Source organism: Bradyrhizobium ottawaense (genome assembly GCF_900099825.1).
GTDB classification, from domain to species: Bacteria; Pseudomonadota; Alphaproteobacteria; order Rhizobiales; family Xanthobacteraceae; genus Bradyrhizobium; species Bradyrhizobium ottawaense_A.
Genome location: NZ_LT629693.1, coordinates 5,222,609 through 5,244,091 on the forward strand (window position 1 = coordinate 5,222,609; position 21,483 = coordinate 5,244,091).

The 21,483-nt window shown below is 62.5% G+C and carries 19 protein-coding genes; 14 read left to right on the forward strand and 5 right to left on the reverse strand.

From position 1 onward, the window contains the following. Positions 1 to 21: 21 nt before the first annotated feature. Positions 22 to 1,557, reverse strand: a complete 1,536-nt coding sequence (locus BLR13_RS24385; protein WP_074818663.1) for an acyl-CoA synthetase — start codon at positions 1,555 to 1,557, stop codon at positions 22 to 24. A gap of 120 nt (positions 1,558 to 1,677) precedes the next feature. After that, on the reverse strand, positions 1,678 to 2,817 hold the full coding sequence (locus BLR13_RS24390; RefSeq protein WP_074831158.1) for an acyl-CoA dehydrogenase family protein: 1,140 nt from the start codon (positions 2,815 to 2,817) through the stop codon (positions 1,678 to 1,680). A 142-nt stretch (positions 2,818 to 2,959) separates the two neighbouring features. On the opposite strand from BLR13_RS24390, the gene BLR13_RS24395 reads away from it, so the two are divergent. From BLR13_RS24395 to BLR13_RS24440, 10 genes are all read left to right on the forward strand, one after another. After that, positions 2,960 to 3,373: a Zn-ribbon domain-containing OB-fold protein gene (locus tag BLR13_RS24395; RefSeq protein ID WP_027538065.1), complete on the forward strand. Its 414-nt coding sequence runs from the start codon at positions 2,960 to 2,962 to the stop codon at positions 3,371 to 3,373. A 5-nt stretch (positions 3,374 to 3,378) separates the two neighbouring features. Beyond that, positions 3,379 to 4,518, forward strand: a complete 1,140-nt coding sequence (locus BLR13_RS24400) for a thiolase C-terminal domain-containing protein (RefSeq protein WP_074818660.1) — start codon at positions 3,379 to 3,381, stop codon at positions 4,516 to 4,518. A gap of 151 nt (positions 4,519 to 4,669) precedes the next feature. Continuing rightward, positions 4,670 to 5,584 (forward strand): SDR family NAD(P)-dependent oxidoreductase, encoded by a 915-nt coding sequence (locus BLR13_RS24405; protein ID WP_074818657.1) that lies wholly within the window; start codon positions 4,670 to 4,672, stop codon positions 5,582 to 5,584. Between the two features lie 134 nt (positions 5,585 to 5,718). Further along, positions 5,719 to 6,939, forward strand: a complete 1,221-nt coding sequence (locus BLR13_RS24410) for an ABC transporter substrate-binding protein (RefSeq protein ID WP_074818654.1) — start codon at positions 5,719 to 5,721, stop codon at positions 6,937 to 6,939. Between the two features lie 40 nt (positions 6,940 to 6,979). After that, the gene (locus tag BLR13_RS24415; RefSeq protein ID WP_074818651.1) at positions 6,980 to 8,164 is read left to right on the forward strand and encodes a lipid-transfer protein; all 1,185 of its coding nucleotides are present in this window, start codon (positions 6,980 to 6,982) and stop codon (positions 8,162 to 8,164) included. Between the two features lie 218 nt (positions 8,165 to 8,382). Next, complete coding sequence (locus BLR13_RS24420) at positions 8,383 to 9,627, forward strand: ABC transporter substrate-binding protein (RefSeq protein WP_074818648.1); 1,245 nt, start codon at positions 8,383 to 8,385, stop codon at positions 9,625 to 9,627. Between the two features lie 9 nt (positions 9,628 to 9,636). Then, positions 9,637 to 10,356 carry an ABC transporter ATP-binding protein gene (locus BLR13_RS24425; RefSeq protein ID WP_074818643.1) on the forward strand — a complete coding sequence of 240 codons (720 nt, stop codon included), beginning with the start codon at positions 9,637 to 9,639 and terminating at the stop codon, positions 10,354 to 10,356. Further along, positions 10,349 to 11,053: an ABC transporter ATP-binding protein gene (locus BLR13_RS24430; protein ID WP_074818640.1), complete on the forward strand. Its 705-nt coding sequence runs from the start codon at positions 10,349 to 10,351 to the stop codon at positions 11,051 to 11,053. The genes BLR13_RS24425 and BLR13_RS24430 overlap by 8 nt, the downstream gene beginning before the upstream one ends. A gap of 12 nt (positions 11,054 to 11,065) precedes the next feature. Beyond that, positions 11,066 to 11,932: a branched-chain amino acid ABC transporter permease gene (locus tag BLR13_RS24435; protein WP_074818637.1), complete on the forward strand. Its 867-nt coding sequence runs from the start codon at positions 11,066 to 11,068 to the stop codon at positions 11,930 to 11,932. Next, entirely contained in the window at positions 11,929 to 12,909 is a 981-nt protein-coding gene (locus BLR13_RS24440; RefSeq protein WP_074818634.1) for a branched-chain amino acid ABC transporter permease, read from the forward strand. Before BLR13_RS24435 ends, BLR13_RS24440 begins: the two co-directional genes overlap by 4 nt. A 16-nt stretch (positions 12,910 to 12,925) precedes the next feature. Here the strand turns inward: BLR13_RS24440 and BLR13_RS24445 are convergent, their stop codons facing one another. Together BLR13_RS24445 and BLR13_RS24450 are read right to left on the reverse strand one after the other, a co-directional pair. Beyond that, a complete protein-coding gene (locus BLR13_RS24445) occupies positions 12,926 to 13,630 on the reverse strand; it encodes a substrate-binding domain-containing protein (protein WP_143039679.1) in 705 nt (234 codons plus the stop codon). Between the two features lie 85 nt (positions 13,631 to 13,715). Beyond that, the gene (locus BLR13_RS24450) at positions 13,716 to 14,672 is read right to left on the reverse strand and encodes an alpha/beta hydrolase (protein WP_083387586.1); all 957 of its coding nucleotides are present in this window, start codon (positions 14,670 to 14,672) and stop codon (positions 13,716 to 13,718) included. Positions 14,673 to 14,931: 259 nt separating this feature from the next. Here BLR13_RS24450 and BLR13_RS24455 point away from each other — a divergent pair, with 259 nt between their 5' ends. From BLR13_RS24455 to BLR13_RS24470, 4 genes are all read left to right on the forward strand, one after another. After that, positions 14,932 to 16,551: an FAD-dependent monooxygenase gene (locus tag BLR13_RS24455; RefSeq protein ID WP_074818629.1), complete on the forward strand. Its 1,620-nt coding sequence runs from the start codon at positions 14,932 to 14,934 to the stop codon at positions 16,549 to 16,551. Between the two features lie 94 nt (positions 16,552 to 16,645). After that, positions 16,646 to 17,692 carry a serine hydrolase domain-containing protein gene (locus BLR13_RS24460; RefSeq protein WP_074818627.1) on the forward strand — a complete coding sequence of 349 codons (1,047 nt, stop codon included), beginning with the start codon at positions 16,646 to 16,648 and terminating at the stop codon, positions 17,690 to 17,692. A gap of 56 nt (positions 17,693 to 17,748) precedes the next feature. Then, entirely contained in the window at positions 17,749 to 19,044 is a 1,296-nt protein-coding gene (locus tag BLR13_RS24465) for a spinster family MFS transporter (protein WP_074818623.1), read from the forward strand. Between the two features lie 138 nt (positions 19,045 to 19,182). Continuing rightward, entirely contained in the window at positions 19,183 to 20,163 is a 981-nt protein-coding gene (locus tag BLR13_RS24470; protein ID WP_074818622.1) for a Bug family tripartite tricarboxylate transporter substrate binding protein, read from the forward strand. Positions 20,164 to 20,238: 75 nt separating this feature from the next. Here BLR13_RS24470 and BLR13_RS24475 read toward each other — a convergent pair whose 3' ends face one another. Next, complete coding sequence (locus BLR13_RS24475; protein WP_074831155.1) at positions 20,239 to 20,913, reverse strand: FadR/GntR family transcriptional regulator; 675 nt, start codon at positions 20,911 to 20,913, stop codon at positions 20,239 to 20,241. Positions 20,914 to 21,483 lie beyond the last annotated feature (570 nt).

A 21,483-nucleotide genomic window follows, 5' to 3' on the forward strand; every position in this document is an offset into this window, starting at 1 on the left:
TCAATCATTGCCCAAGGCCGCTCAAATCCGGCGGTTGGATTTTTCCCAATACGGATCCCGCAGGCGCCGCTTGAAGATCTTCCCGGAATCCTCGCGCGGCAGGCCTGCCTGCAGCGCGATGTGCCGGGGTATCTTGTAGTCGGCCAGCGTCGCCTTCAGTTGCGCGCGAATGGTGTCGGGATCGATGGCGATGCCGGGCTGGGGTTCGATCACGGCCATCAGGGCTTCGCCGAATTCGTCGTCCGGGATGCCGAAAACCGCGCAATCATGCACGCCGGGCAGGGCGTGCAGCGCCGCTTCGATCTCGGCCGGGTAAATATTGACGCCGCCCGAGATCACCATGTCGCGCTTACGGTCGGAAATGAAGACATGGCCGTCGTCGTCGATGTAGCCGACGTCGCCGCTGGTGATGAAACCGTCGCGCTCGATCTCGATCCGCTTCTCCGGCTTGTTGTGATAGCTGAAATCCGGGCTGCCTGTGGAGCGCGAATAGATCTCGCCGATGGTTCCGCGCGGCAGAACGTTGCCGGCATCATCGAGAATCCGCAGCAGGGCACCGTCCAGGATCCTCCCGACGGTGCCGGGTTTCTTGAGCGCATCTTCCGGTGCCGCGTAAGTCACGGCGCCGGATTCCGTGCTGCCGTAATATTCGTGGATCACCGGTCCCCACCATTTCATCATGGCCTGTTTGACATCGGGCGGACAGGGCGCAGCCGCGTGCACGATGTGACGCAACGCGGAGACGTCGTATTTCTCGCGGACCCCCGCCGGCAATTTCAACAGGCGAACGAACATCGTCGGCACCATGAAGATGGTGTCGATGGCCTGTTCCTGAACCAGCCGGAGAAGTCCTTCGGCGTCGAACCGCGGCATCAGAAACAGCGCGCCGCCGAGACGCCCGGCACGCAGCGCGAAAACGTTGGGCGCGGAATGATAGAGCGGTCCCGGCAACAGCGCTCGCACGCCCGGCTTCAGGCCATAGACGCGCGCCCGCATCGCCTCGGCGGCTGCGGCCTGTGCGGGGGTTGGCGCTTCCCGGCGGACGCCCTTGGGCTGCCCGGTGGTGCCCGAGGTGTAGATCATGCTCTGCGGCTGCGGCAGTTTCGGGCCGTCATACGGCTTTTGTCTGCGCATCCAGGGTTCGAGATCCTCCGCGCCATGCGGCAGAGCGCGGCGCGAGGGATCGATCCGGTAGGCGCCCTCGATCTCCGGCGGCGTCGGAAGGTTGAGCAGCGTCATGTCGCAAGCAACAACATCGCCCAGCGCATTCAGGAGATCGGCATGGCCGATCAGCACGCGGGTTCCGGTGTCCTTCAGAATGTATTCGACTTCCTCGGGCTTGAAGTGCCAGTTGACCGGCACCGCATATGCCCCCAGCAACATGACCGCGTAGCTCACCTCGAGAAAGGCAATGTCGTTTCGCATCAGGATGCAAACGCAGTCGCCCTCGCTGACGCCGAGGCCTTGCAATCCGCCGGCGATCAGCAGCGCCCGCCTTTCGACTTCATCGAAGCCTCGTTGGCGTGAACCGCTGATGATGCCGGTGGATACGGTCATGAGGATCTCCCGTCGCGCGAGCTTGTGCGCCCCTCTCTGGTGAAACCTGCCGCGTGGATATCGGGCAGGGCGGTTATTGCAGGCCGGGCGTTTTCAGTGGCACGCCCCACCGCGCCGGCGCTACAGCGATCGCGCAATGAGTTCGCGCATGATCTCGTTGGAGCCGCCATAGATCCGGCGCACGCGGGCGTCGGCATAGGCGCGGGTGATCGGGTATTCGAGCATGTAGCCGTAGCCGCCATGCATCTGCACGCATTGGTCCACCACGCGGCATTCAAGCTCCGTCAGCCAGTATTTGCACATCGCGGCGGCCTCGACGTCGAGCTTGCCGTCCAGATGAAGCTCCATGCAGCGGTCGAGGAAGACCCGGCCGATCTGGATCTCGGTCTTCATCTCGGCGAGCTTGAACCGGTTGTGCTGGAATTCCGCCAGCGGCTGGCCGAACGCCTTGCGCTGTCGCGTGTAGTCGAGCGTCCATTCAAGCGCCGCTTCGGCGCCGGCGACCGCGGTGATGGCGACCAGCAGTCTTTCCTGGGGAAGTTCGTTCATCAGGCATCGAAAGCCGCGGCCTTCCTCGCCCAGCAGGTTGCTGGCCGGTACCCGCACATCGGCAAAGAACAGCTCGGACGTGTCCTGCGCTTTCATGCCGAGCTTTTCGAGGTTGCGACCGCGCGAAAAGCCCGGGCGGCTGGCCTCCACCAGAAGAAGGCTGATGCCCTTGGAGCCGCCGCGCGGATCGGTCTTGCAGGCGAGGATGACGAGGTCGGCGAGCTGGCCATTGGTGATGAAGGTCTTGGATCCATTGACGACGAAATCATCGCCGTCGCGGATGGCGGTGGTGCGGATCGACTGCAGATCGCTGCCCGCGCCGGGCTCCGTCATCGCCAGGGCGACAATGACTTCTCCTGTCGCCATCAGCGGCAACCATTGCCGCCGCTGGGCCTCGGTGCCGTAATGCAGGATATAGAAGGCGGCAATGTCGGAGTGCACACGGAAGCCGGGACCGTTGAAGACGCCGCGCGAGAGTTCTTCGGTGACGATCGCGCTGAGGGTGAAGTCGCCACCGCCGCCGCCATATTCCTCCGGGATGGCCGGACAAAGCAGGCCGGCGGCGCCGGCCTTGTTCCAGAGGTCGCGGCTGACCACGCCGTCCTTCTCCCACTGCGCATGATGCGGAGCGATCTCGTGGTCGACGAAACGCCGCACGGTATCGCGGAATGCCTGGTGTTCGCCGCCACCGTAGATCGTTTGCGGTATCATGATCTGTTTGTCCTCCCAGCGGCGTCGTGCCGGTTGCGAAATCGTATTTCGCATATTTGACATTTACAAGTACGCATGGCAAATGCGCTTGCGATCAAGCCGCCGAAAGCTGCAAGGCGGCAATCCGGGAGGAATGCCTGATATGGCTGAGCCAGCGCGCGCCAAACCAAAACCGACGCCGGAGACCCAGCATTTCTGGGACGGCACTGCGGCCGGCGAGTTGCGCCTGCAGCGCTGCGACGCCTGCGCCAATGTCTATTTCCCGCCGCGCCCGTTCTGTCCGTCCTGCGCCTCGCGCAAGGTCAGCGTGTTCAAGGCAAGCGGCAAGGGCACGCTCTACAGCTACGTCATCAACCACCGCCCCGCAGCGCCGGGCTTCACCCCGCCTTATGCGATCGCGATCGTCGAGCTCGCCGAAGGCCCGCGCCTGATGAGCAACATCATCGATTGTCCGCAGACCCCGGAGGCGCTCGAACTCGACATGAAGCTCGAAGTCGCGTTCGAGAAACTCGACGACAAGATCACCCTTCCCCAGTTCCGTCCGGCGAAGGGCTAAGCACCATGCGCAGAAACGCAGTCGCCGTCGTCGGCGCCGCCGAAACCACCGAACTCGGCGTCATCCCCAACATGTCGCAGATCCAGCTCCACGCGGATGCGGCGCTCAACGCCATCGCCGACGCCGGGCTGAAGCTGTCCGACATCGACGGCATCGCCACCGCGGTGGAGACCCCGCAGCAGATCGCGCACTATCTCGGCATCACCCCGACCTGGGTCGACGGCACCTCGGTCGGCGGCTGTTCGTTCATGCTGCACGTCCGCCACGCCGCGGCGGCGATCGAGGCCGGCCTGTGCAAGACTGTGCTGATCACGCATGCCGAAAGCGGCAAGTCGATGATCGGCAAATTGCCGCGTTCGACGCCATCAGACAGCCTCAACGGCCAGTTCGAATCGCCCTACGGCGTCTACGGGCCGCCCAGCATGTTCCCGATCCCGGTGCTGCGCTACATGAAGACCCACGGCATTACCCACGAGCAGATCGCTTCGGTGGCGGTGGTGCAGCGAGAATGGGCCGCGAAGAATCCGCGCGCCACCATGAAGGACCCGATCACGGTCGCCGACGTCCTGAACTCGCGGATGATCGCCTACCCGTTCCGCATCCTGCAATGCTGCCTCGTCACCGACGGCGGCGGCGCGCTGATCCTGACGTCGGCGGACCGCGCCAAGGACTTTCCGAACAAGCCGGTCTATATCCTTGGCACCGGCGAGAGCGTGGAAACGCCGATGGTCAGCCAGATGAAGACGTTCGATAGCTCCGGCGCGTTCCGGGTCGCGGGTCCCACCGCCTTCAGAGAGGCCGGCATCGCCCACAAGGACGTCGATCACCTGATGATCTACGACGCCTTTGCGCATCTGCCGCTCTACGGCCTCGGCGACCTCGGCTTCATGCCGCATGAGGAAACCGGCAAATTCATCGCCGACGGCAACACCCGCCCCGGCGGCAAGCTGCCGCTCAACACCAATGGCGGCGGTCTCAGCTACATGCATTCCGGCATGTACGGCATGTACGCGCTGCAGGAAAGCGTCCGGCAGATGCGCGGCATCGCACCGGCGCAGGTCAAGGGCGCCAAAATCTCGGTCTGCCACGGCGTCGGCGGCATGTTTGCCGCGTCAGGCACCATCATCTTTACGAACGAACGATAGAAATGGTTGGCGCGAATGCAGCATTCTATCCGTCATTGCCGGGCTTGACCCGGCAATCCATCTTCTTCTGAAGAAAGATGGATGCGCGGGTCAAGCCCGCGCATGACGAGTAGAAGTCCGCTTCGGCCTCCGAACAACAGGACAGAGAAGCATGGCCAAATCACTGCAAGACAAAGTCATCATCGTCACCGGCGCAGGCCGCGGCATCGGCAAGGAGATCGCGCTGCTCTGCGCGGCCGAAGGCGCCAAGGTCGTGGTCAACGATCCCGGCGGCGCGGCCGACGGCGCCGGCACCAGCGCGGCGCCCGCCGAAGAGGTGGTCGACGAAATCAAGCAGAAGGGCGGCACCGCGATCGCCAATTTCGAGACGGTGGCGGAAGCCATTCCGGCCAGCAAAATTGTAAAAATGGCCACCGACACCTATGGCAAGCTCGACGGCGTGGTCAACAACGCCGGTATCCTGCGCGATGCGATCTTTCATCGCATGAGCATCGATGCCTTCGAGTCCGTCATCAAGGTTCACCTGATGGGCTCGTTCTATGTCGCGCACGCCGCAGCCCGGCTGTTCAAGGAACAGGAAAGCGGCTCGTTCGTCCACTTCACCTCGACCTCGGGTCTGGTCGGAAATTTCGGTCAGGCCAACTACGCCGCGGCAAAACTCGGCATCGTCGGCCTGTCGAAATCGATCGCGCTCGACATGAGCCGTTTCAACGTGCGCTCGAACTGCGTCTCGCCGTTCGCCTGGAGCCGGCTGATCGGAACCATTCCGACCGAGACCGAGGAAGAGAAAGCCCGCGTCAAGAAAATCCAGCAGATGGGTCCGGAGAAGATCGCGCCGATCTGCGCCTTCCTGCTCTCGGACGCCGCCAAGGATGTCACCGGCCAGATTTTTGCCGTGCGCATGAACGAAATTTTCCTGATGGGCCAGTCGCGCCCGCTGCGTTCGGTGCACCGCGGCGAGGGCTGGACGCCGCAGACCATTGCCGAGCATGGCATGCCCGCCCTGAAGTCGTCGTTCTACAAGCTCGACCGTTCGGCGGACATCTTCAACTGGGATGCGATCTGAGCACCCGCAGTCGGTGTGCAGCCAGCGAACTTCCCGGGAGACCATTGCATCGAATTGCCACGGAGACATCGACCGTCGGGGTCGGATAAGCCGGTCGTCAAAGAAATCGGCAAGAGCCAACGAGGGAGAGAGAAATGCGAACGAGGTTTTCCATTCTTGCGCTGGCAGTGGCCATTGCTGCCGCGACGCCGTTCTCGATCAACGCCGCAGAGAAGAAGTACGGTCCGGGGGTAAGCGATACTGAGATCAAGATCGGCCAGACGATGCCTTACAGCGGGCCGGCGTCCGCGTATGGCACCGTGGGCCGACTCGAAACCGCCTATTTCGAAATGATCAATGCCGGCGGCGGCGTGAACGGCCGCAAGATCAATCTCATCAGCCTCGACGACTCCTACAGCCCGCCCAAGGCCGTGGAGCAGACGCGCCGGCTGGTGGAGCAGGATGAGGTGCTGGCGATCGTCGGACAGCTCGGCACGCTGACGAGTTCGGCCGCGCAAAAGTACCTCAATGTGAAGAAGGTTCCCCAGATCCTGATCACATCGGGGGCGGCCAAATGGGACGACCCGAAGGCCTTTCCCTATTCGACGTTTCTTTATTCGCCCTACCGGCTGGAAGGCCAGATCTTCGCGCAGTATCTGCTGAACAACAAGCCGGACGCCAGGCTCGGCGTGTTCTCCCAGAACGACGATGCGGGGCGGGACTACGTCCGTGGCTTGAAGGACGGCCTTGGCGACAAGGCCTCCAAGCTCATCGTCAAGGAACTGACGTACGAGACCACCGATTCAACGATCGATTCCCAGATCGTGACGCTGAAAGCCGCCGGCGTAGACACGCTTTTTGTGATGACCACGCCGAAGTTCGGCGCCCAGACGATCCGCAAGATCGCCGAGCTGGGCTGGAAGCCGCTGACCTACCTGTCCGCCGTATCGACTTCCCTCAAGACCGTGCTCGAGCCTGCCGGGCTGGACAACTCCAAAGGCCTGATCACGGCGCTCGCCGTCAAGCGGCCGGACGATCCCCGTTGGGAGAACGAGAAGGACGTCCAAGATTACAAGGCCTTCCTCAAGCAATGGTATCCCGCCGGAAACATGGCCGACAGCAGCAACATTTCCGGATATATGGCGGCCTTCGTAACGGTGAAGATCCTCGAACTCTGCGGCAACGACCTGACCAGGGAGAACCTGCTGAAGCAGGCGACGAACCTGACCGATCTCGCCGCGCCGCTACTGCTGCCGGGCATCACCATCACGACGACGCCCACCCGGTATACGCCATTCAGTCAGATGCAGATCGCGCGTTTCGACGGGACTACCTGGGTACCTGAAGGCCCGCTCATCAGCGCGAATGAGCCGTAACACCGATTGACCTGCCAAGGGAACGCGAGGGGAAACGACGATGAGCATGGATGTAAGGGTCGTGGGCGTCGGAATGATTCCATTCGCGAAACCCGGCGCCAGCGAAAGCTATGTGGAGATGGGCGCCAAGGCGGTAGCCGCGGCGCTCGCCGATGCCGGCTTGTCCTACACGGCGATCCAGCAGGCCTATGCCGGCTACGTCTATGGAGATTCGACCTGCGGACAGGCTGTGCTCTACCGCGCCGGTCTGACGGGTATCCCGATCTTCAACGTCAACAATAATTGTTCGACGGGCTCGAGCGCGCTGTTCCTGGCGCGCCAGGCGGTCGCGAGCGGCCAGGTCGAATGCGCGCTTGCGGTCGGCTTCGAGGAAATGCGGCCCGGCGCACTCGGATCGAATTTTCCGGATCGTGTCGGGCCGATGGCCCGGCATGCCGGCCTGATGGGCGAATTGCAGACGCACGATCCGAAGGCGCCGCGCGCGGCGCAGTTCTTCGGCGGCGCCGGCGCGGAGTACGCGGAAAAATACGGCACCGGTCCGGAAGTGTTTGCGAAGATCGCCGCCAAGGCGCGCGTGCACGCCGCCAACAATCCTTTCGCGATTTTCCGCAATCTGCTTTCGGTCGAGGAAATTCTGGCCTCACCCCGGCAATATGGGCCGATGACCCGTTATCAGTGCTGTCCGCCGACATGCGGCGCTGCCGCTGCGATCGTCTGTTCGCCGGCGTTTGCCGCGCGCCACGGCCTCGATGGTTCGGTCGCGATCAAGGCGCAGGCGATGACCTCCGATACCGCGAGCACGTTCGAAGAGCGCTCGATGATCAAGCTGATCGGCTACGACATGGCCAGGGATGCCGCGTCGGCGGTCTATCAATCGGCGGGTGTCGGCCCCGAAGACATTCAGGTGGTCGAACTGCACGATTGCTTCACCGCCAACGAGTTGCTGACCTACGAGGCGCTCGGCCTCACCCCGGAGGGAACGGCCGAGCAGTTCATCACCGACGGCGCCAACACCTACGGCGGCAAGGTCGTTACCAATCCTTCGGGCGGGCTGTTGTCGAAGGGACATCCGCTTGGCGCCACCGGCCTGGCGCAATGCACCGAACTGGTCTGGCAATTGCGCGGCACCGCGGGTTCCCGCCAGGTGCCCGATGTGACGCATGCGCTCCAGCACAATCTCGGGCTGGGCGGCGCCTGCGTCGTGACGCTGTACGGCAGAGCCTGACAGGCTGGCCGCATCGGCAACGGAGACGGCCGCGCCGGCGCGCGATCGGTCTCGCTCCGCTGTGGTTGCATTTGGTGGCGCCGCGATCACCAATAGCTGAATCGATGGCAGCGGCAATGGCGGTATGCGAGATGACGGTTTGACGGGGCGGGAAAAACCCGGCTTAGCTTTTCGCGAAGCGCAAGCCTCGACCGAAGCTTAAAGGGAGACACGACAATATGGCCATCAACCGGAGAACATTCGGAATAGGCGCGTCCGGACTGCTGCTGGGACCGATCGCGGCGCCGTTCATTCGCCGCGCCGGCGCCGCCGAATCGACCATCCGGATCGGCGTGGTCAACTCGATGAGCGGCAGTCTTGCCGCCTACGCCCAGGAAGGCCAGCCGGCGTTCGAATACGTCATCAAGAAGATCAACGCCGAAGGCGGCATCAAGAGCAAGGGCGGCGCCAAGATCGAACTGGTGATGGCTGACGACACCAGTCAGCCGGCCCGCACCGCGGCGGAAGCGCGGCGGCTGATCACCGAGGAAAAAGTGCAGTTGCTGACCGGGACCATTCTCAGCGCGCAGATGCTGGCGCTGACGCCGGTGCTGGACGAACTGAAGATGCCGACGCTCTCGGTCTGGGCCGGCGGATCGCAGTCCGATTACATGTTCACGCTGGGCTATCCCTACGATCGCGGCTACGCGCAGTCGATGCACGACTTCGTCGTCTCGCTGCGCGACGACAGCAAGTTCGCGATCAAGACCGCGGTGATGGGCTACTCGAACTACGAGGCCGGCCAGCAGGTCAACAAGTTCCTGGTGGAGAAGCTGAAGGCCAGCGGCGTCGAAATCATCGGCGAGGCCGCGCTCGACATCCGCGCGCAGGATCAGACCGCCGCGATGATCCGCATCCGCTCGCTGAAGCCCGATATCGTCGTCGGCCTCGTCACGCCGCGTGACGGGATCCTGCTGCATCAGGCCCGATACAATCTCAACTATCACGGCAGCATTTTCTGCGGCGGCACCGGCGGCTATACCGACCTGTCGCTGTGGAAGGACCTTGGACCCGAAATCGGCAAGGCTGTGCTGACCAAGAACCTGTTCGGCATGACCGGCTTCAGCGCCGGAGCCAAGATCGACTCGATGCAGAAGATCATCGCCGAATTGCGCGACGTCGCCAAACTCGACAAGATCGGGCAGGGCGCCGTTCAGTATGCACAGGCCGCCCGCGTGCTTCAGCAAATTCTCGAGAACGCCGCCTCGCTGCAGAACGATGCGCTGCTCGACGCCTTCAAGAACGTCAATATTCCGTTCGGCGATCCCAACCTCTATGTCGCCAAGCCGAAGGGCCTGCAGTTCGCGCCGGACCGCCTGCTCAAGGACGGCTCGGCGATGTTCATCCAGTGGACACCCGAGCAGGATCAGCAGGTGGTGTTCCCGAAGGAGTTCGCCCAGGTGCCGCCCCGGCCCCGCATCTAAGAGGTTGCCGTGGCCTTTCTCGAAGTCGCCGACGTCACGAAGCGCTTCGGAGGGCTGGTCGCGCTGAACGCGATCAGCTTCTCCGTCGGGCAGGGCGAGATCGTCGGCATTATCGGCCCGAACGGCGCTGGCAAGACCACGCTGTTCGGTGTGATCTCGGGCTTCATCGCGCCGAGCCAGGGCGACGTCAGCTATGACGGCGAAAGCATCATCGGCATTTCGCCGGACCGCCTGGTCCGGCGCGGGCTGATGCGCAGCTTCCAGATCGTGCAGTCGTTCGCCGATATGACCGCACTCGACGTGGTGACGACGGCGGCGCTGACCCGCCGGCCGATGCGGGAGGCGATCGACTATGCCGCGCAGGCGCTGATCCGTGTCGGTCTCGGCGGCAAGGAGCTCAAGGTGCCGCTGACGCTGTCGCTGCAGGACAAGAAGCTGCTCGAGCTTGCCAAATGCATCGCCACCGATCCGCGCTGCATCCTGCTCGACGAGGTGATGGCCGGCCTGACCATGAGCGAGACGGCGGCGCCGATTGCGGTAATCCAGGAGCTGAACCGGCAGGGCGTCACCATCGTCATGGTCGAGCATGTTATGCCGGTGATCATGCGGCTGGCGACGCGGATGGTGGTGATCAATTTCGGCGAGAAGATCGCCGAAGCGACCCCAGAGGAGATATTGAAGGATCAGCGCGTGATCGATGCCTATTTCGGAGATCATCTCGATGCTTGAGATCGAGAATCTGACGGCGGGCTATGGCGGCGTGCCAGTGCTGCGCGACATCAACGTCAAGCTCGGCGCCGGCGAGATCGTCGGCCTGCTCGGCGCCAACAACGCCGGCAAGACCACGCTGATCAACAGCCTGTCCGGCACCGTCAAGCCGATCTCCGGGCGAATCCTGTTTCAGGGCGAGGACATCACGGCGATGCCGCCGCGCCGGCGCGTCGAACGCGGCATCGTGCAGGTGCCGGAAGGCCGCCTGGTGTTCCCCGACATGAGCATCCGGGAAAATCTGCTGCTCGGCGGCATCAACAGCCGGGCGCGGCCGCATCGCCGCCGGCTGATGGACAAGGTGCTGGAGCTGTTTCCCCGGCTCGGCGAACGGCTTTCGCAGAATGCCGGTTCGCTGTCGGGAGGCGAGCAGCAGATGCTGGCGATCGGCCGCGGACTGATGGCCGAGGCGCGCGTGCTGATGCTCGACGAGCCCTCGCTCGGCCTCTCGCCGCTGTTCGTGCAGTATATTTTCGAGATCATCGACCGGCTGCATGCCGAAGGACTGACGATCCTGCTGGTCGAACAGAATTTGAATTTGACGTTGCGTCACGCCCAGCGCTGCTACGTGCTGGAGCGCGGGCATGTCGCGGTGGAGGGAGTTAGCGATGCGGTCAGGGACGATCCCCGCACCAAGAGTGCCTATCTTGGCCTGTAACCGGAGGACGGCGTGAGCGAACTCTACCAGGCTCTGGCGCAGGGCCTTCTGATCGGCAGCACCTACGGGCTGCTGGCGCTGGGAATGGGGCTGGTTTACGGCGTCAGCGGCGTCGTCAATTTCTCGCATGGCGACTTCATCTCGCTCGGCATGTTCATGTGCCTGGCGTTGTATTCGGCGCTGTCGCTCGATCCCTATGTCTCCGTGATCATCACGGTGCCGGTGATGACGGCGATCGGGGCGCTGGTTTACCTGTTCCTGATCAGGCCGATGGTCGGGCACCAGTTCCTGATGGTGGTGCAATTGACCCTGGGATTGAGCCTGGTGCTGCAGAACGGCATCCTGATGGTGTTCGGCGGACAACCGGCGCGTACGCCGTCGGTCGTGGAATCGAAGCTGTTTCTTCTGGGCGATGTGGTGCTGCGCGTGCCCCATGTGATCGCGTTCGCGGTCTCGTTCGTTCTCGCCGGCGGCCTCTATATCATGCTGCGATCGACCGACTTCGGCCGCTCGATCCGCGCCGTGCATCAGAATGCCCATGCGGCGGCGCTGATGGGGATCGACGTCGGCCGCGTCCAGGTCATGACCTTCGCGCTCGGCATCGGGATTTTGGCGCTGGCCGCGGCGTTGCTGCTGCCGGGCACGCCGATCCAGCCCACCCAGGGCCTGCGCTACACCGTCATCACATTGCTGGTGGTCGTGCTCGGCGGCATGACCAATTTCGTTGGCATCATGCTGGGGGGACTGGTGATCGGCATCGCCGAGGCGTTCGGCACCATCTATCTCGAAGGGCCGCTCGGTCTGCTGATGCCCTATATCATCTTCGTGCTGATCATGCTGTTCCGGCCGCAAGGGCTGACCTGGAGTTCCTCGCGATGAGAGAGGAGTTCTACAAGACGCTGTCGTCGCCGATCTGGTGGGGCGTGCTGGCCGTTGCCGCCACGCTGCCGTTCATGCTGTCGAGCTACTACCTTCACATCCTCACGCTGTCGCTGGTCTATGTCGCATTGGCCTCGTCGTGGAATATCGTTGGCGGCATGGCCGGGCAGATCTCGCTGGCACACAGCCTGTTCATCGGCATCGGGGCGATGCTGTCGAGCGCGCTGCTGCTCAAGCTCGGCATCAACATGTGGTTGGGCCTGCTGATTTCGGCGCTGATTTCGGGCGCGCTCGGTGTCGCCATCGCCTGGATCGATTTCCGTTTCCAGCTCGGCCATCTCTCTTTCGTTCTGATCACGCTGGCGTTCGCCGAGATGGGGAGCATCATCGTCGAGGGCTGGGACTTTCTCGGCGGCGCGTCCGGATTGTTGCTGCCCAAGGATACCGGCAACTTCCTCGCCTTCCAGTTTGGCGGCGGCGGTGGCGCATTCTGGATGATGCTGGCGCTGGCGGCGGTCTGCGTGCTCGTCAATGTCGCGATTCTCAATTCGCCGCTCGGCTACTATCTGCGCACCATCCGCGACAACGAAAAGGCGGCGCAAGCGATCGGCGTCGACATTCTGCGCTACAAGATCACCGCCATGGCGATATCGGCAGTGCTCGCCTCGGTCGTCGGCACCGCTTACGTCCGCTACCTGACGTTCGCGGATCCCTATCTGCTGATCTCGCCGGTCATCACCATCGAGATCGTGCTGTTCGCCACCGTCGGCGGTCTTGGCCGGGCCTACGGTCCGGCGCTCGGCGCGCTGCTGCTGGTTCCGCTCGGCGAGGTGCTGCGCGGCAAGCTCGGCAGCACGCTGCCGGGCCTGCACTACTTCATCTACGGCATTGTGGTGATCGGCGTCATTCTGGTGACGCCGCGCGGGCTGCTGCCGCTGTTTGAGGGGCTGTGGCGACGCTGGCGACAGGCCCGCTAGCTGTGAGCTTTTATCGCTACAGCTCGTACCGATAAACGCCGTGAGAGCGAAGATAGGCGTCCAGCTCCGGGTCCGACAGGAACTGGATCAGCCGTAAAGCCATTTCAGCGCGGCTGTTTCGGTGGACGAACATCGACATGTCGATGTTCAGACCCAACTCCGGCGGAAAGGTCGCGATCGGCGCGACGCCGGGAGCGGCGATGATTCTCGACAGCGGGGCGATGGCGTACTGCACCTGACCTTTCGCGGCGGCGACCGGCGGTTCGCCGGGCCCCATCGGGCGCAAGCGATCGCGGATCTGATCCTGCAGGCCCATCACTTCCATGGCTCTCAAGAACGTTTTCCCGCTCGTTCCGGTGGAGATGTACGCGATTGAATCCGCGTTGAGCAAAAGTTCACGCACCGCCTCGTGGGAAGTGGCGATTGCCTCCGGCTCGGGCCCGGCTGCTCCGATCGTCAGCGGAACGCGCCCGAACGGAACGTGGATGTCCGGAATGATACGGCCGAGCGAGACCATCTCGTCGACATACCAGGGATTGGTCAGCCCGACGTCGAAGTCTTCGCCGTCCAGGACGCGCTTCGCGACGGCCGGATTGACGTCGTAGTTCACATCGACTTCGATCCCGTGCTGACGCCTGAACCGCGGCAACAGCTCCTCGATTTCCGCGTGTACTGCGACGGCGCTGATAAACGTCAGTCTGTCGTCGGTTGCCGTGCCCATGATCTGCTCCAATCCGCCGTTGCTTCTTCGATGATGTCGAGGGCCGGGCTTGCGCGATATCGCGCGGCCGGAACCGGCCGTTTCCCTACCGTGGGTTTGTTACGAAATTCACGATCGCCTTCCCGAGCAGGTCGTCCGATGTGCCGATATGCGCGATGGCAGACGTGTGATTGTGACCGGGCAACCACATCATGGGAGGGGACTTCCGCTTTGCTTCCGCCAGACGAAACACCAGCTCGGCGCAGTATACGTCGATCAGCGGGTTCTCGAACTCCGCCCAGGCAACGAACGTCGCGACGCTGTCTCGATTGATGTGGTGCACGGGAGAATAGCCTTCGAACCGCGAAGCGTCGGTGCCGTAATATTGTTCGACCCGCTTCGCGTTCGGATTCTCTGCGAGGTTGTCGATCCTGACCCTGCCGCTCACCACGATCATCCCGGCGAGCGGCGGTCTTCCGGCCGATGAGAACGCGGGATCGTAGGCGTAGCTTCCAGCGTGAGCGGCGCCGGCCGAATGGGACATCAGGAATACCCTGTCGGGGTTCCAGCCATATTCATGTGCATGGGCGCGGGCCCAATCAACGGCTGCGGCGATGTCCAGCGTGGCGCCGGGATATGCCGCATGCGTGGCCAGTCGATATCCGACGTTGACCGCCGCGATGCCGCGTTGGGCGAGATAGCACAGGACATTCGAGTATATTTGCTCGCTCCGGTTACGGTGCCCGCTGACAAACGCGCCGCCATGAACGAACAGCACGACAGGTGGCGCCATGACATTCCCGGTCGGCAGGAACACATCGAGGTGCTGCCTCTCATGCGGCCCGTAGGGGATGTCACGATGCACGGTCACGCCGTCCCGGGAAGTCAGTTTCAGGACTTCCGAGAACTCTGCAATCATCAAGTCGACGTGACCTCTGGTATCGTCGCGCCATTTCGGGCCGACCTCGGCCATCAGCGCGCGCAGCGGTCCGGGAATATTCGGCAGATTCAAATCGGAGGGCGTGGTTGCCGCACTTCGTTGAACAGATATGGCGTCTGACATGTGATCGCTCGCTCGAGATATTGAAAGCAACGAAGCCAAATGGTGAGACCATTTAATATTAAAGGTCCCGAATTTGATTTCAAAATGCTATGAATATGGGATATTTCGATAAATGCAACATCGTGTAACGAACCATTCGTTTTTAATCTTGACACATCGTTCGTCCAGGAATTACACCAAACTATAAAATCGCCACGGACCCCGAAGCGGGACGTGAACGCCCGAAGCGAAGTGCTTCGCGAAAGCTAAGGAGGCTCGCATGTTTGAGGCGGACGTCGTGGTCGTTGGTGCGGGGCCGGTCGGGTTGACGACATCGATCGCTCTTTCTCAGCACGGCGTCAGTCACATCGTGGTCGAGCGCCATCCGAGCACCTCGATCGCGCCCAAGGCCCGCGGCATCAATGCGCGCACCATGGAAATGTACCGGCAGATGGGCGTCGAAGGCGACATCCGTGCTGCGGGGATGCCCGCGAGATTCGGAGGCATGATCCTCTGGGCGGAAAGCCTGGCGGGCAAGGAAATCAACCGTCTCACGCCAGGCAGGGCAACGCCGGCGGGGCAGGCGGTATCGCCGGTCGCCAACTGTGGCTGCTCGCAGGATGTCCTCGAGCCGGTGCTGCGCCGCCACGCGGAAGCGTTGGCCCCCGGTGGCATCAACTTCAACACCGAGCTCTGCGACTTGCGGCACGAAGGCGGCGGCGTGACCGGTGTGCTGAAGGACCATGTGAGCGGCGAGACAAATCCATTTCGCGCGCGCTACCTCGTCGCCGCCGACGGAACGCGGAGTTTCGTCCGGGAGAAGCTCGGGATCGGCAGGTCAGGCGAAAAGGACATCTACGATTCGGTGAACGTGCACTTTCGTGCGGATCTACGGCCGTGGGTCGAAGACCGGCCGGCCGCACTCTATCTCATCGAGCAACCGGAACTCCGGGCGACATTTCTCACGGTGAACGGCAGCGATCGTTGGGGCTTCCTGGTGCACAGCCTGAGCGCCTACGATTTCACGAAGGAGAACCTCACGCCGGAGCGATGCATCGAGCTGGTTCGCCGGGCCGTCGGGGTCGCCGACCTTCCGGTGGAAGTCCTCGGCATCAACTTCTGGAATTGCTCGGCCATGGTCGCGGACAGCTTCCGCAGCGGCAACGTATTTCTGGTTGGCGACGCCGCCCATGAGACCACGCCGAGCGGCGGCTTCGGCATGAATCTGGGCGTGCAGGACGCACAGAACCTGGCCTGGAAGATCGCGGCCGTGCTTCACGGCGCGGCAGACCCCTCGCTGCTCGACAGCTACGAAGCCGAACGTCGGCCTCACGCCCTGGAAGTCGTGCAGGCGACGCTGCTGAACATGCAGAGTTTCGACCGTACCAAGCGCCAGGCGGAGGCGCGGCTGCCGCGAAAGGAATTTCTCAACGAACGCGGCCTCATCTTCGGCGCGCGATATCAATCGCTGGCCGTCGTGCCCGACGGCTCGAAGCCGCCGGAAGTGAGCGATCCCGTCACCGAGTATGTGCCGTCGGCTCATCCCGGCTGTCGCGCACCGCACGTCTGGCTGGAAAATAAAGGCCAAAGGATCTCGACGATCGATCTCCTCGGCCGTGGTTTCGTGCTGCTGGCGGCCGCTGGCGGCGCGTTCTGGCGGTCCGCGGCCAGCCAGCACGGCCTGCCGCGCATCGACGTGCGGGTTCTTGGCGAAGACATCGTCGATTCCGAGGGGGCATGGATGGCCGCCTACGGGGTAGGGGAAGGGGGCGCCGTGCTTGTGCGCCCCGACGGATATGTCGCCTGGCGCGTTGCGTCGGCGCCCGCCGATCCCGCGCGCGCTCTCACTGAGGCTTTCGGCCAGATCTTCGCTCGCGCGGCCTTGAAGCAGGCCGTCTAGTCATGATCGCTGAGACAGCGTCCTCTCCGATTGCGTCCGCCAGTCCGGAAGCCCTCGGTCTCGATCCCGCGAAATTGAGCGCGCATGCGAGATCGTGGTTTCCCATATCGCGGGTGATTTCCATCCGGGCGCGCAGCTCGCTGTGGCGCGGCATGGCAAGCTCGCGCTTTACCGCGGCTTCGGCAACGCGACGGTCGACCCCTCGCGTCCTGTTGACGAGCGGACGCTGTTTCCGCTGTTTTCGAACACCAAAGTCATCACCGCGGCGGCGGTCTGGACGCTGGTCGAGGAAGGCAAACTTCGCTTCTCGGACCGTGTCGCGGAACATGTTCCCGGATTCGAGGCGCATGGAAAGGAAGGCGTTACGGTTGCGCATCTTCTGACGCACCAGGCGGGGTTCCCCGCCGCGGAAGTGACTCCGGAATGTTTCATGGATCGCGAACGGCTTCGACGTGCGGTTTGCGAGTTCAAGCTCGAATGGCCGCCGGGTTCTCGCTCGATCTACCATCGCACGGCGGCCCATTGGGTCGTTGCGGTGCTGATCGAAGCGATCACCGGCAACGACTACCGCGACGAAATACGCAAACGGGTGATCGAACCGCTGCGGCTCACCCGGGAGATGTTTCTGGGCCTGCCCGAGGCGGAGGATCATCGCGCCGCCGCGATGTACACGCCCAGGCAGACGGAGAAATGGCCGCTCGACCCGATGGTGTCGGCGCCCCTGTTCAGGCGCTCGGGGATCCCGGGGGCCGGCGGTTACGCGACGGCGCGCGCGATGGCCGTCTTCTACCAGATGATGGCGCAGGGCGGCACGTGGGGCGGGGTGCGTATCGTCTCGCCGCGGATGATCGACTATGTGACCCGCGACTTCACCGGCGATCTGGTCGACGACTATACCGGCTACCCGATGCATCGCGGTCTCGGCCCGTTCTCTCTCGGTCAATCCGGGCATCCGGGCCTGGGAGCCATCGGGCATCCGCGCACCTTCGGACACAGCGGCGTCGGCACGTCCTACTGCTGGGCCGATCCGACCAGCGGACTGTCATTCGCCTTCCTGAGCAACTGCCGTCGCGACAACGCGTGGCACAACAAGCGCATGGACACGCTGAGCACGCTCATCCATGCGTCGATCCTGGGATGAACGCTTACGGACCGTCGAGCATGACGCGATAGCGGTGTCCGAGAGGGAGCACAGTCTTGACCATAGCCATTCCGGATACGCCGGGCATTCCACAAGCAGAGCGGGTCGAAGTTCGCGTCACATGGTACGCCTGGTATGTGACGTTCATCCTCACTGCTTGTTACACACTGTCATTCCTGGATAACAAGATTCCATTTATTCTGGTGCAGCTGATCAAGAGGGATCTTTCGCTGACCGACACCCAGATGGGTATCCTGGCCGGACCGGCATTTTCGCTGACCTATGCGATATGCACCATTCCTTTGGCGAAATTGTCAGATAGGTTTTCCCGAAAATATGTCATCGTCGGCGCGGTGACGATCTGGAGTGCATTCACGGCGTCATGTGGTTTCGCTCACTCGTTCGCTTTATTTATGTTTGGCAGGGTCGGCGTTGCATTTGGCGAATCGGCGCTTACGCCAGCGGCGCATTCGATGATTGCCGACTACTTTCCCGAACGGCAGCGCGCCAAGGTCATCGCGATCTATTTCACCGGCATCGCCGTGGGAGGCTTCCTTGCTCTTTCAGTTGGCGGATTTCTGGCCGATCGTTACGGCTGGCGTTCTGCAATGTATGCCGTAGGCGCTACGGGAATTGTACTTTCGCTGCTGATGCTCACGACGGTGAGAGAACCTGTTCGAGAACAGAAAAATCCGGCGCGAAAGTTGTCGGAGGGCAGTCTGGTCGCGCTATTTGCTCATCCCGCAATTCGAAATACGATCATTGGCGGCACTTTGCTCGGGATGGCATTCGCATCGTCAAGCGCCTGGTCTCCGGCTTACATTATGCGTAGCTACGGCATGTCAGCCTCGGCCACTGGCGCAAGTCTCGGTGCGCTGTCGGGGACGATAGCCCTCGCTGGAACGCTATTGGGAGGTTTTCTTGCGAGCTGGTTTTCCCGCAAGGACATACGCTACGGCCACCGATTTCTAGCGATCGCTTTCCTTTTGGCTGCGCCCTTAAACGTCATCTCCTTCTTCGTGGACAGCTATCCACTGTTCCTGCTCTTCCACGCAATGGCGGCCTTGCTTGTGATAACCTATCCGGGCCCCACCTATGCAACCATACAGTCGCTTGTGGAGCCGGGGTCGCGAAGTTTCGCGGCGGCAGTCACGCTCTTCTGTATCCAGGGCATTGGCATTGCATTCGGTGCCTTTTTCACGGGTTATCTCAGCGATCAACTGGCTGGGCAGTTTGGCCAGAACTCGTTGCGCTGGTCCATTGCTGCCATGTCGCTTTTGTCCATTGGGGCTGCCTTTCACTATTGGGCAGCGTCAAACCATATGGGTGTTCGAAAGGGAGGACAGTCTTGACCATAACCATTCCGAATACGCCCGGCATTCCGCAAGCAGAGCGGGTCGCGTTCGCGGCATATGGACGAGTCACGTTGCTGAGGCCTTTGCGATAGATCCGGCCACATTGGCCACCCCGTTCTGGAAGAAAGAAGCGCTATGCGTCATGCGGCATTGGTATCGGCAGTTGTCGTCACCCTGGTTGGTCTCGCCATAGGGGTTCGGAACGCCGAAGCCGCGTTCCCGGACCGCACGATCCGGATCATCGTGCCGTTTGCCCCCGGTGGCCCTATCGACGCCATCGCGCGTCCATTGGCCACGACGATGCAGGAAATACTGGGCGCGACCGTGGTCATCGAAAACCGCTCCGGCGCCGGTGGCATCACCGGGTCGGAGTCGGTGGCGAGTGCCGCCGCTGACGGATACACGCTGCTGATGACGACGGGATCGCACATCGGCAATAAGGTGTTCAACTCCGCACAGGTTCGCTACGATCCCTTGCTGGGCTTTACGCCGGTGGCGGGGCTGATCGAATCCAACGGAATTGTTCTTCTCGCGCGCAAGGAGATGCCTGCCGACTCGATCGCCACCCTCAATGCCTACGCGAAAACCCAACCGAATGGCCTGACCTACGGACACGCCGGCATCGGCAACATTTCGTACATCGCCGGGGAGCTGCTCAAGGTGCAGGCCGGCATGCCGCTTTCCGGCATTCCATATCGCGGCACTGCCGCCGCCATGAGCGATCTGGTCGGCGGTCAGGTCGATCTGTGTTTTGTAGGCATTTCCGGTGCGCGCAGTTACGTCGATAACGGACAGGTCAAGGTCATCGCCTCGACCGGCGCGGAACGTGCTCCGGTTCTTCCCGGCGTGCCGACGATGCGGGAGGCCGGCTTCCCGGATTTCGTGGTGCTCGGCTATATCGGCCTGTGGGCTCCGCGCGACACGCCGAAGGCCGTCGTGACGCGCCTCTACGATGCCGTCAGGGAGGCGCTGGCGCGTCCAAACATCCGGCAATTGCTTTCGACTTTCGGAGCGGCGACGGAGGCCACGCCCCCGGACGAGTTTGCGCGTTTCCTGGAACGCGATTTCGCTACCCAGCAGCGTTGGGCGCGCGAGCTTGGCGTCATCCCGAAATAGCATAGCGGCGTCGGCTCTTTTCCCGCGTCGGATCCAGCCGATGGCCCGGCAGAACTGTCGCCGTTCCTCGACTGCCTACTCGAAGAGATTTCGCTGCGTGTTCAGAAGGTGATCCCGCATCGCCCGGCTGGCATCGTCGGCGGATCGTTTTCGCAGCATGTCGCAGATCGTGCGGTGATGGGCGATGGTCTTGCGTCGTTTCTCGGGCGTGATGGTTGCGAGGCGCAAAGCCTGCCAGTCGCCGGACGATCGCGCCTCGTTGAACGCGGTGACCAGGCTGACGAGAACGTCGTTTCGCGTCGCCTTGGCGATGGCAAGGTGAAATGCACCGTCCCACTTGATCCAGTCCTCGTCGTTCTTGACCTCGGTCGTGCGCCGCATGCAGGTCTCGATGTTCAGGAGATCGGCTTCACTGGCCTTCAGTGCCGCGATCGCGGTCATCGAAGGCTCGACGACGAGGCGGGTCTCGAGCACGGATGCCGGACTTCCACGTACGATGCGCTGGTCGATGCTGATTGGCCCAACCGTTCGGCGACCGAGAAAGGTGCCGTTGCGTCGCCCTCGCCAGATATGTCCGTCAAGTTCCATTCTGGTCAGGAGATGTCGCAACGCGCGACGGCTGATCCCCAGTTCGGATGCAAGCTCACGTTCGGGCGGAAGTTTGTCGCCTTCAGCCAACTCGTGCTGCGCGATGAAGGCCAGCAGCTCGTTGGTCTCGACGGATTCGGATCGTTGCTCAGATTTGGTCACGTAGGCCAGGTCCGGTTCGATGAACTGAGTCTTCGCCAGTGGCAATGTACCCCTCTACTATGCCGACACCTGTCTTGACAGCTCGATAAGCGGATAACGCCGAACATTAGCGCAATCGCGGGGGCCGTCACCAATTTTTAGCCTGAGGGTCACGGGCTTTGACAGGTCTTGGACCCGCCAAACCGCCGCTACCTCGCCGTCGACGCGGCATTGGCGCGAGACGGCTGGCGAGTTTTCCCCAAATGCGAAAGGGCACGATCTGCGGCGCGTTCATAGGAATATGGTCTTAGAATATCGGCGCAGAGGTGTGCGGACAGGACGCCCGTCAATATCGGAGCGAATTGCAAGGCGTGCAAATGATGCGCTTCATCGGCGAGCGCTGAGGGTGAAGCGGAAATACCGCCGACATACCGAAACGTCGCTTTTGACCCACAATGGTCATCAGCTGCTCGACACATTACGCCGTGCGGGGCAAACCCGCGTCCAATTCGGAGCGGCCTGACGATGTCCGCTGTTGGGAGTAGAGCGGAAAACACATGCGCGTGCCGAGCTTTTCCGCTTTTGACCCGA

Bases quoted from the DNA above. Each gene is read 5' to 3' on its own strand.
- BLR13_RS24385 (WP_074818663.1), bottom strand. From the start codon at position 1,557: ATGACCGTATCCACCGGCATCATCAGCGGTTCACGCCAACGAGGCTTC.
- BLR13_RS24390 (WP_074831158.1), bottom strand. From the start codon at position 2,817: ATGATACCGCAAACGATCTACGGTGGCGGCGAACACCAGGCATTCCGC.
- BLR13_RS24395 (WP_027538065.1), top strand. From the start codon at position 2,960: ATGGCTGAGCCAGCGCGCGCCAAACCAAAACCGACGCCGGAGACCCAG.
- BLR13_RS24400 (WP_074818660.1), top strand. From the start codon at position 3,379: ATGCGCAGAAACGCAGTCGCCGTCGTCGGCGCCGCCGAAACCACCGAA.
- BLR13_RS24405 (WP_074818657.1), top strand. From the start codon at position 4,670: ATGGCCAAATCACTGCAAGACAAAGTCATCATCGTCACCGGCGCAGGC.
- BLR13_RS24410 (WP_074818654.1), top strand. From the start codon at position 5,719: ATGCGAACGAGGTTTTCCATTCTTGCGCTGGCAGTGGCCATTGCTGCC.
- BLR13_RS24415 (WP_074818651.1), top strand. From the start codon at position 6,980: ATGAGCATGGATGTAAGGGTCGTGGGCGTCGGAATGATTCCATTCGCG.
- BLR13_RS24420 (WP_074818648.1), top strand. From the start codon at position 8,383: ATGGCCATCAACCGGAGAACATTCGGAATAGGCGCGTCCGGACTGCTG.
- BLR13_RS24430 (WP_074818640.1), top strand. From the start codon at position 10,349: ATGCTTGAGATCGAGAATCTGACGGCGGGCTATGGCGGCGTGCCAGTG.
- BLR13_RS24440 (WP_074818634.1), top strand. From the start codon at position 11,929: ATGAGAGAGGAGTTCTACAAGACGCTGTCGTCGCCGATCTGGTGGGGC.
- BLR13_RS24445 (WP_143039679.1), bottom strand. From the start codon at position 13,630: ATGGGCACGGCAACCGACGACAGACTGACGTTTATCAGCGCCGTCGCA.
- BLR13_RS24450 (WP_083387586.1), bottom strand. From the start codon at position 14,672: ATGTCAGACGCCATATCTGTTCAACGAAGTGCGGCAACCACGCCCTCC.
- BLR13_RS24455 (WP_074818629.1), top strand. From the start codon at position 14,932: ATGTTTGAGGCGGACGTCGTGGTCGTTGGTGCGGGGCCGGTCGGGTTG.
- BLR13_RS24470 (WP_074818622.1), top strand. From the start codon at position 19,183: ATGCGTCATGCGGCATTGGTATCGGCAGTTGTCGTCACCCTGGTTGGT.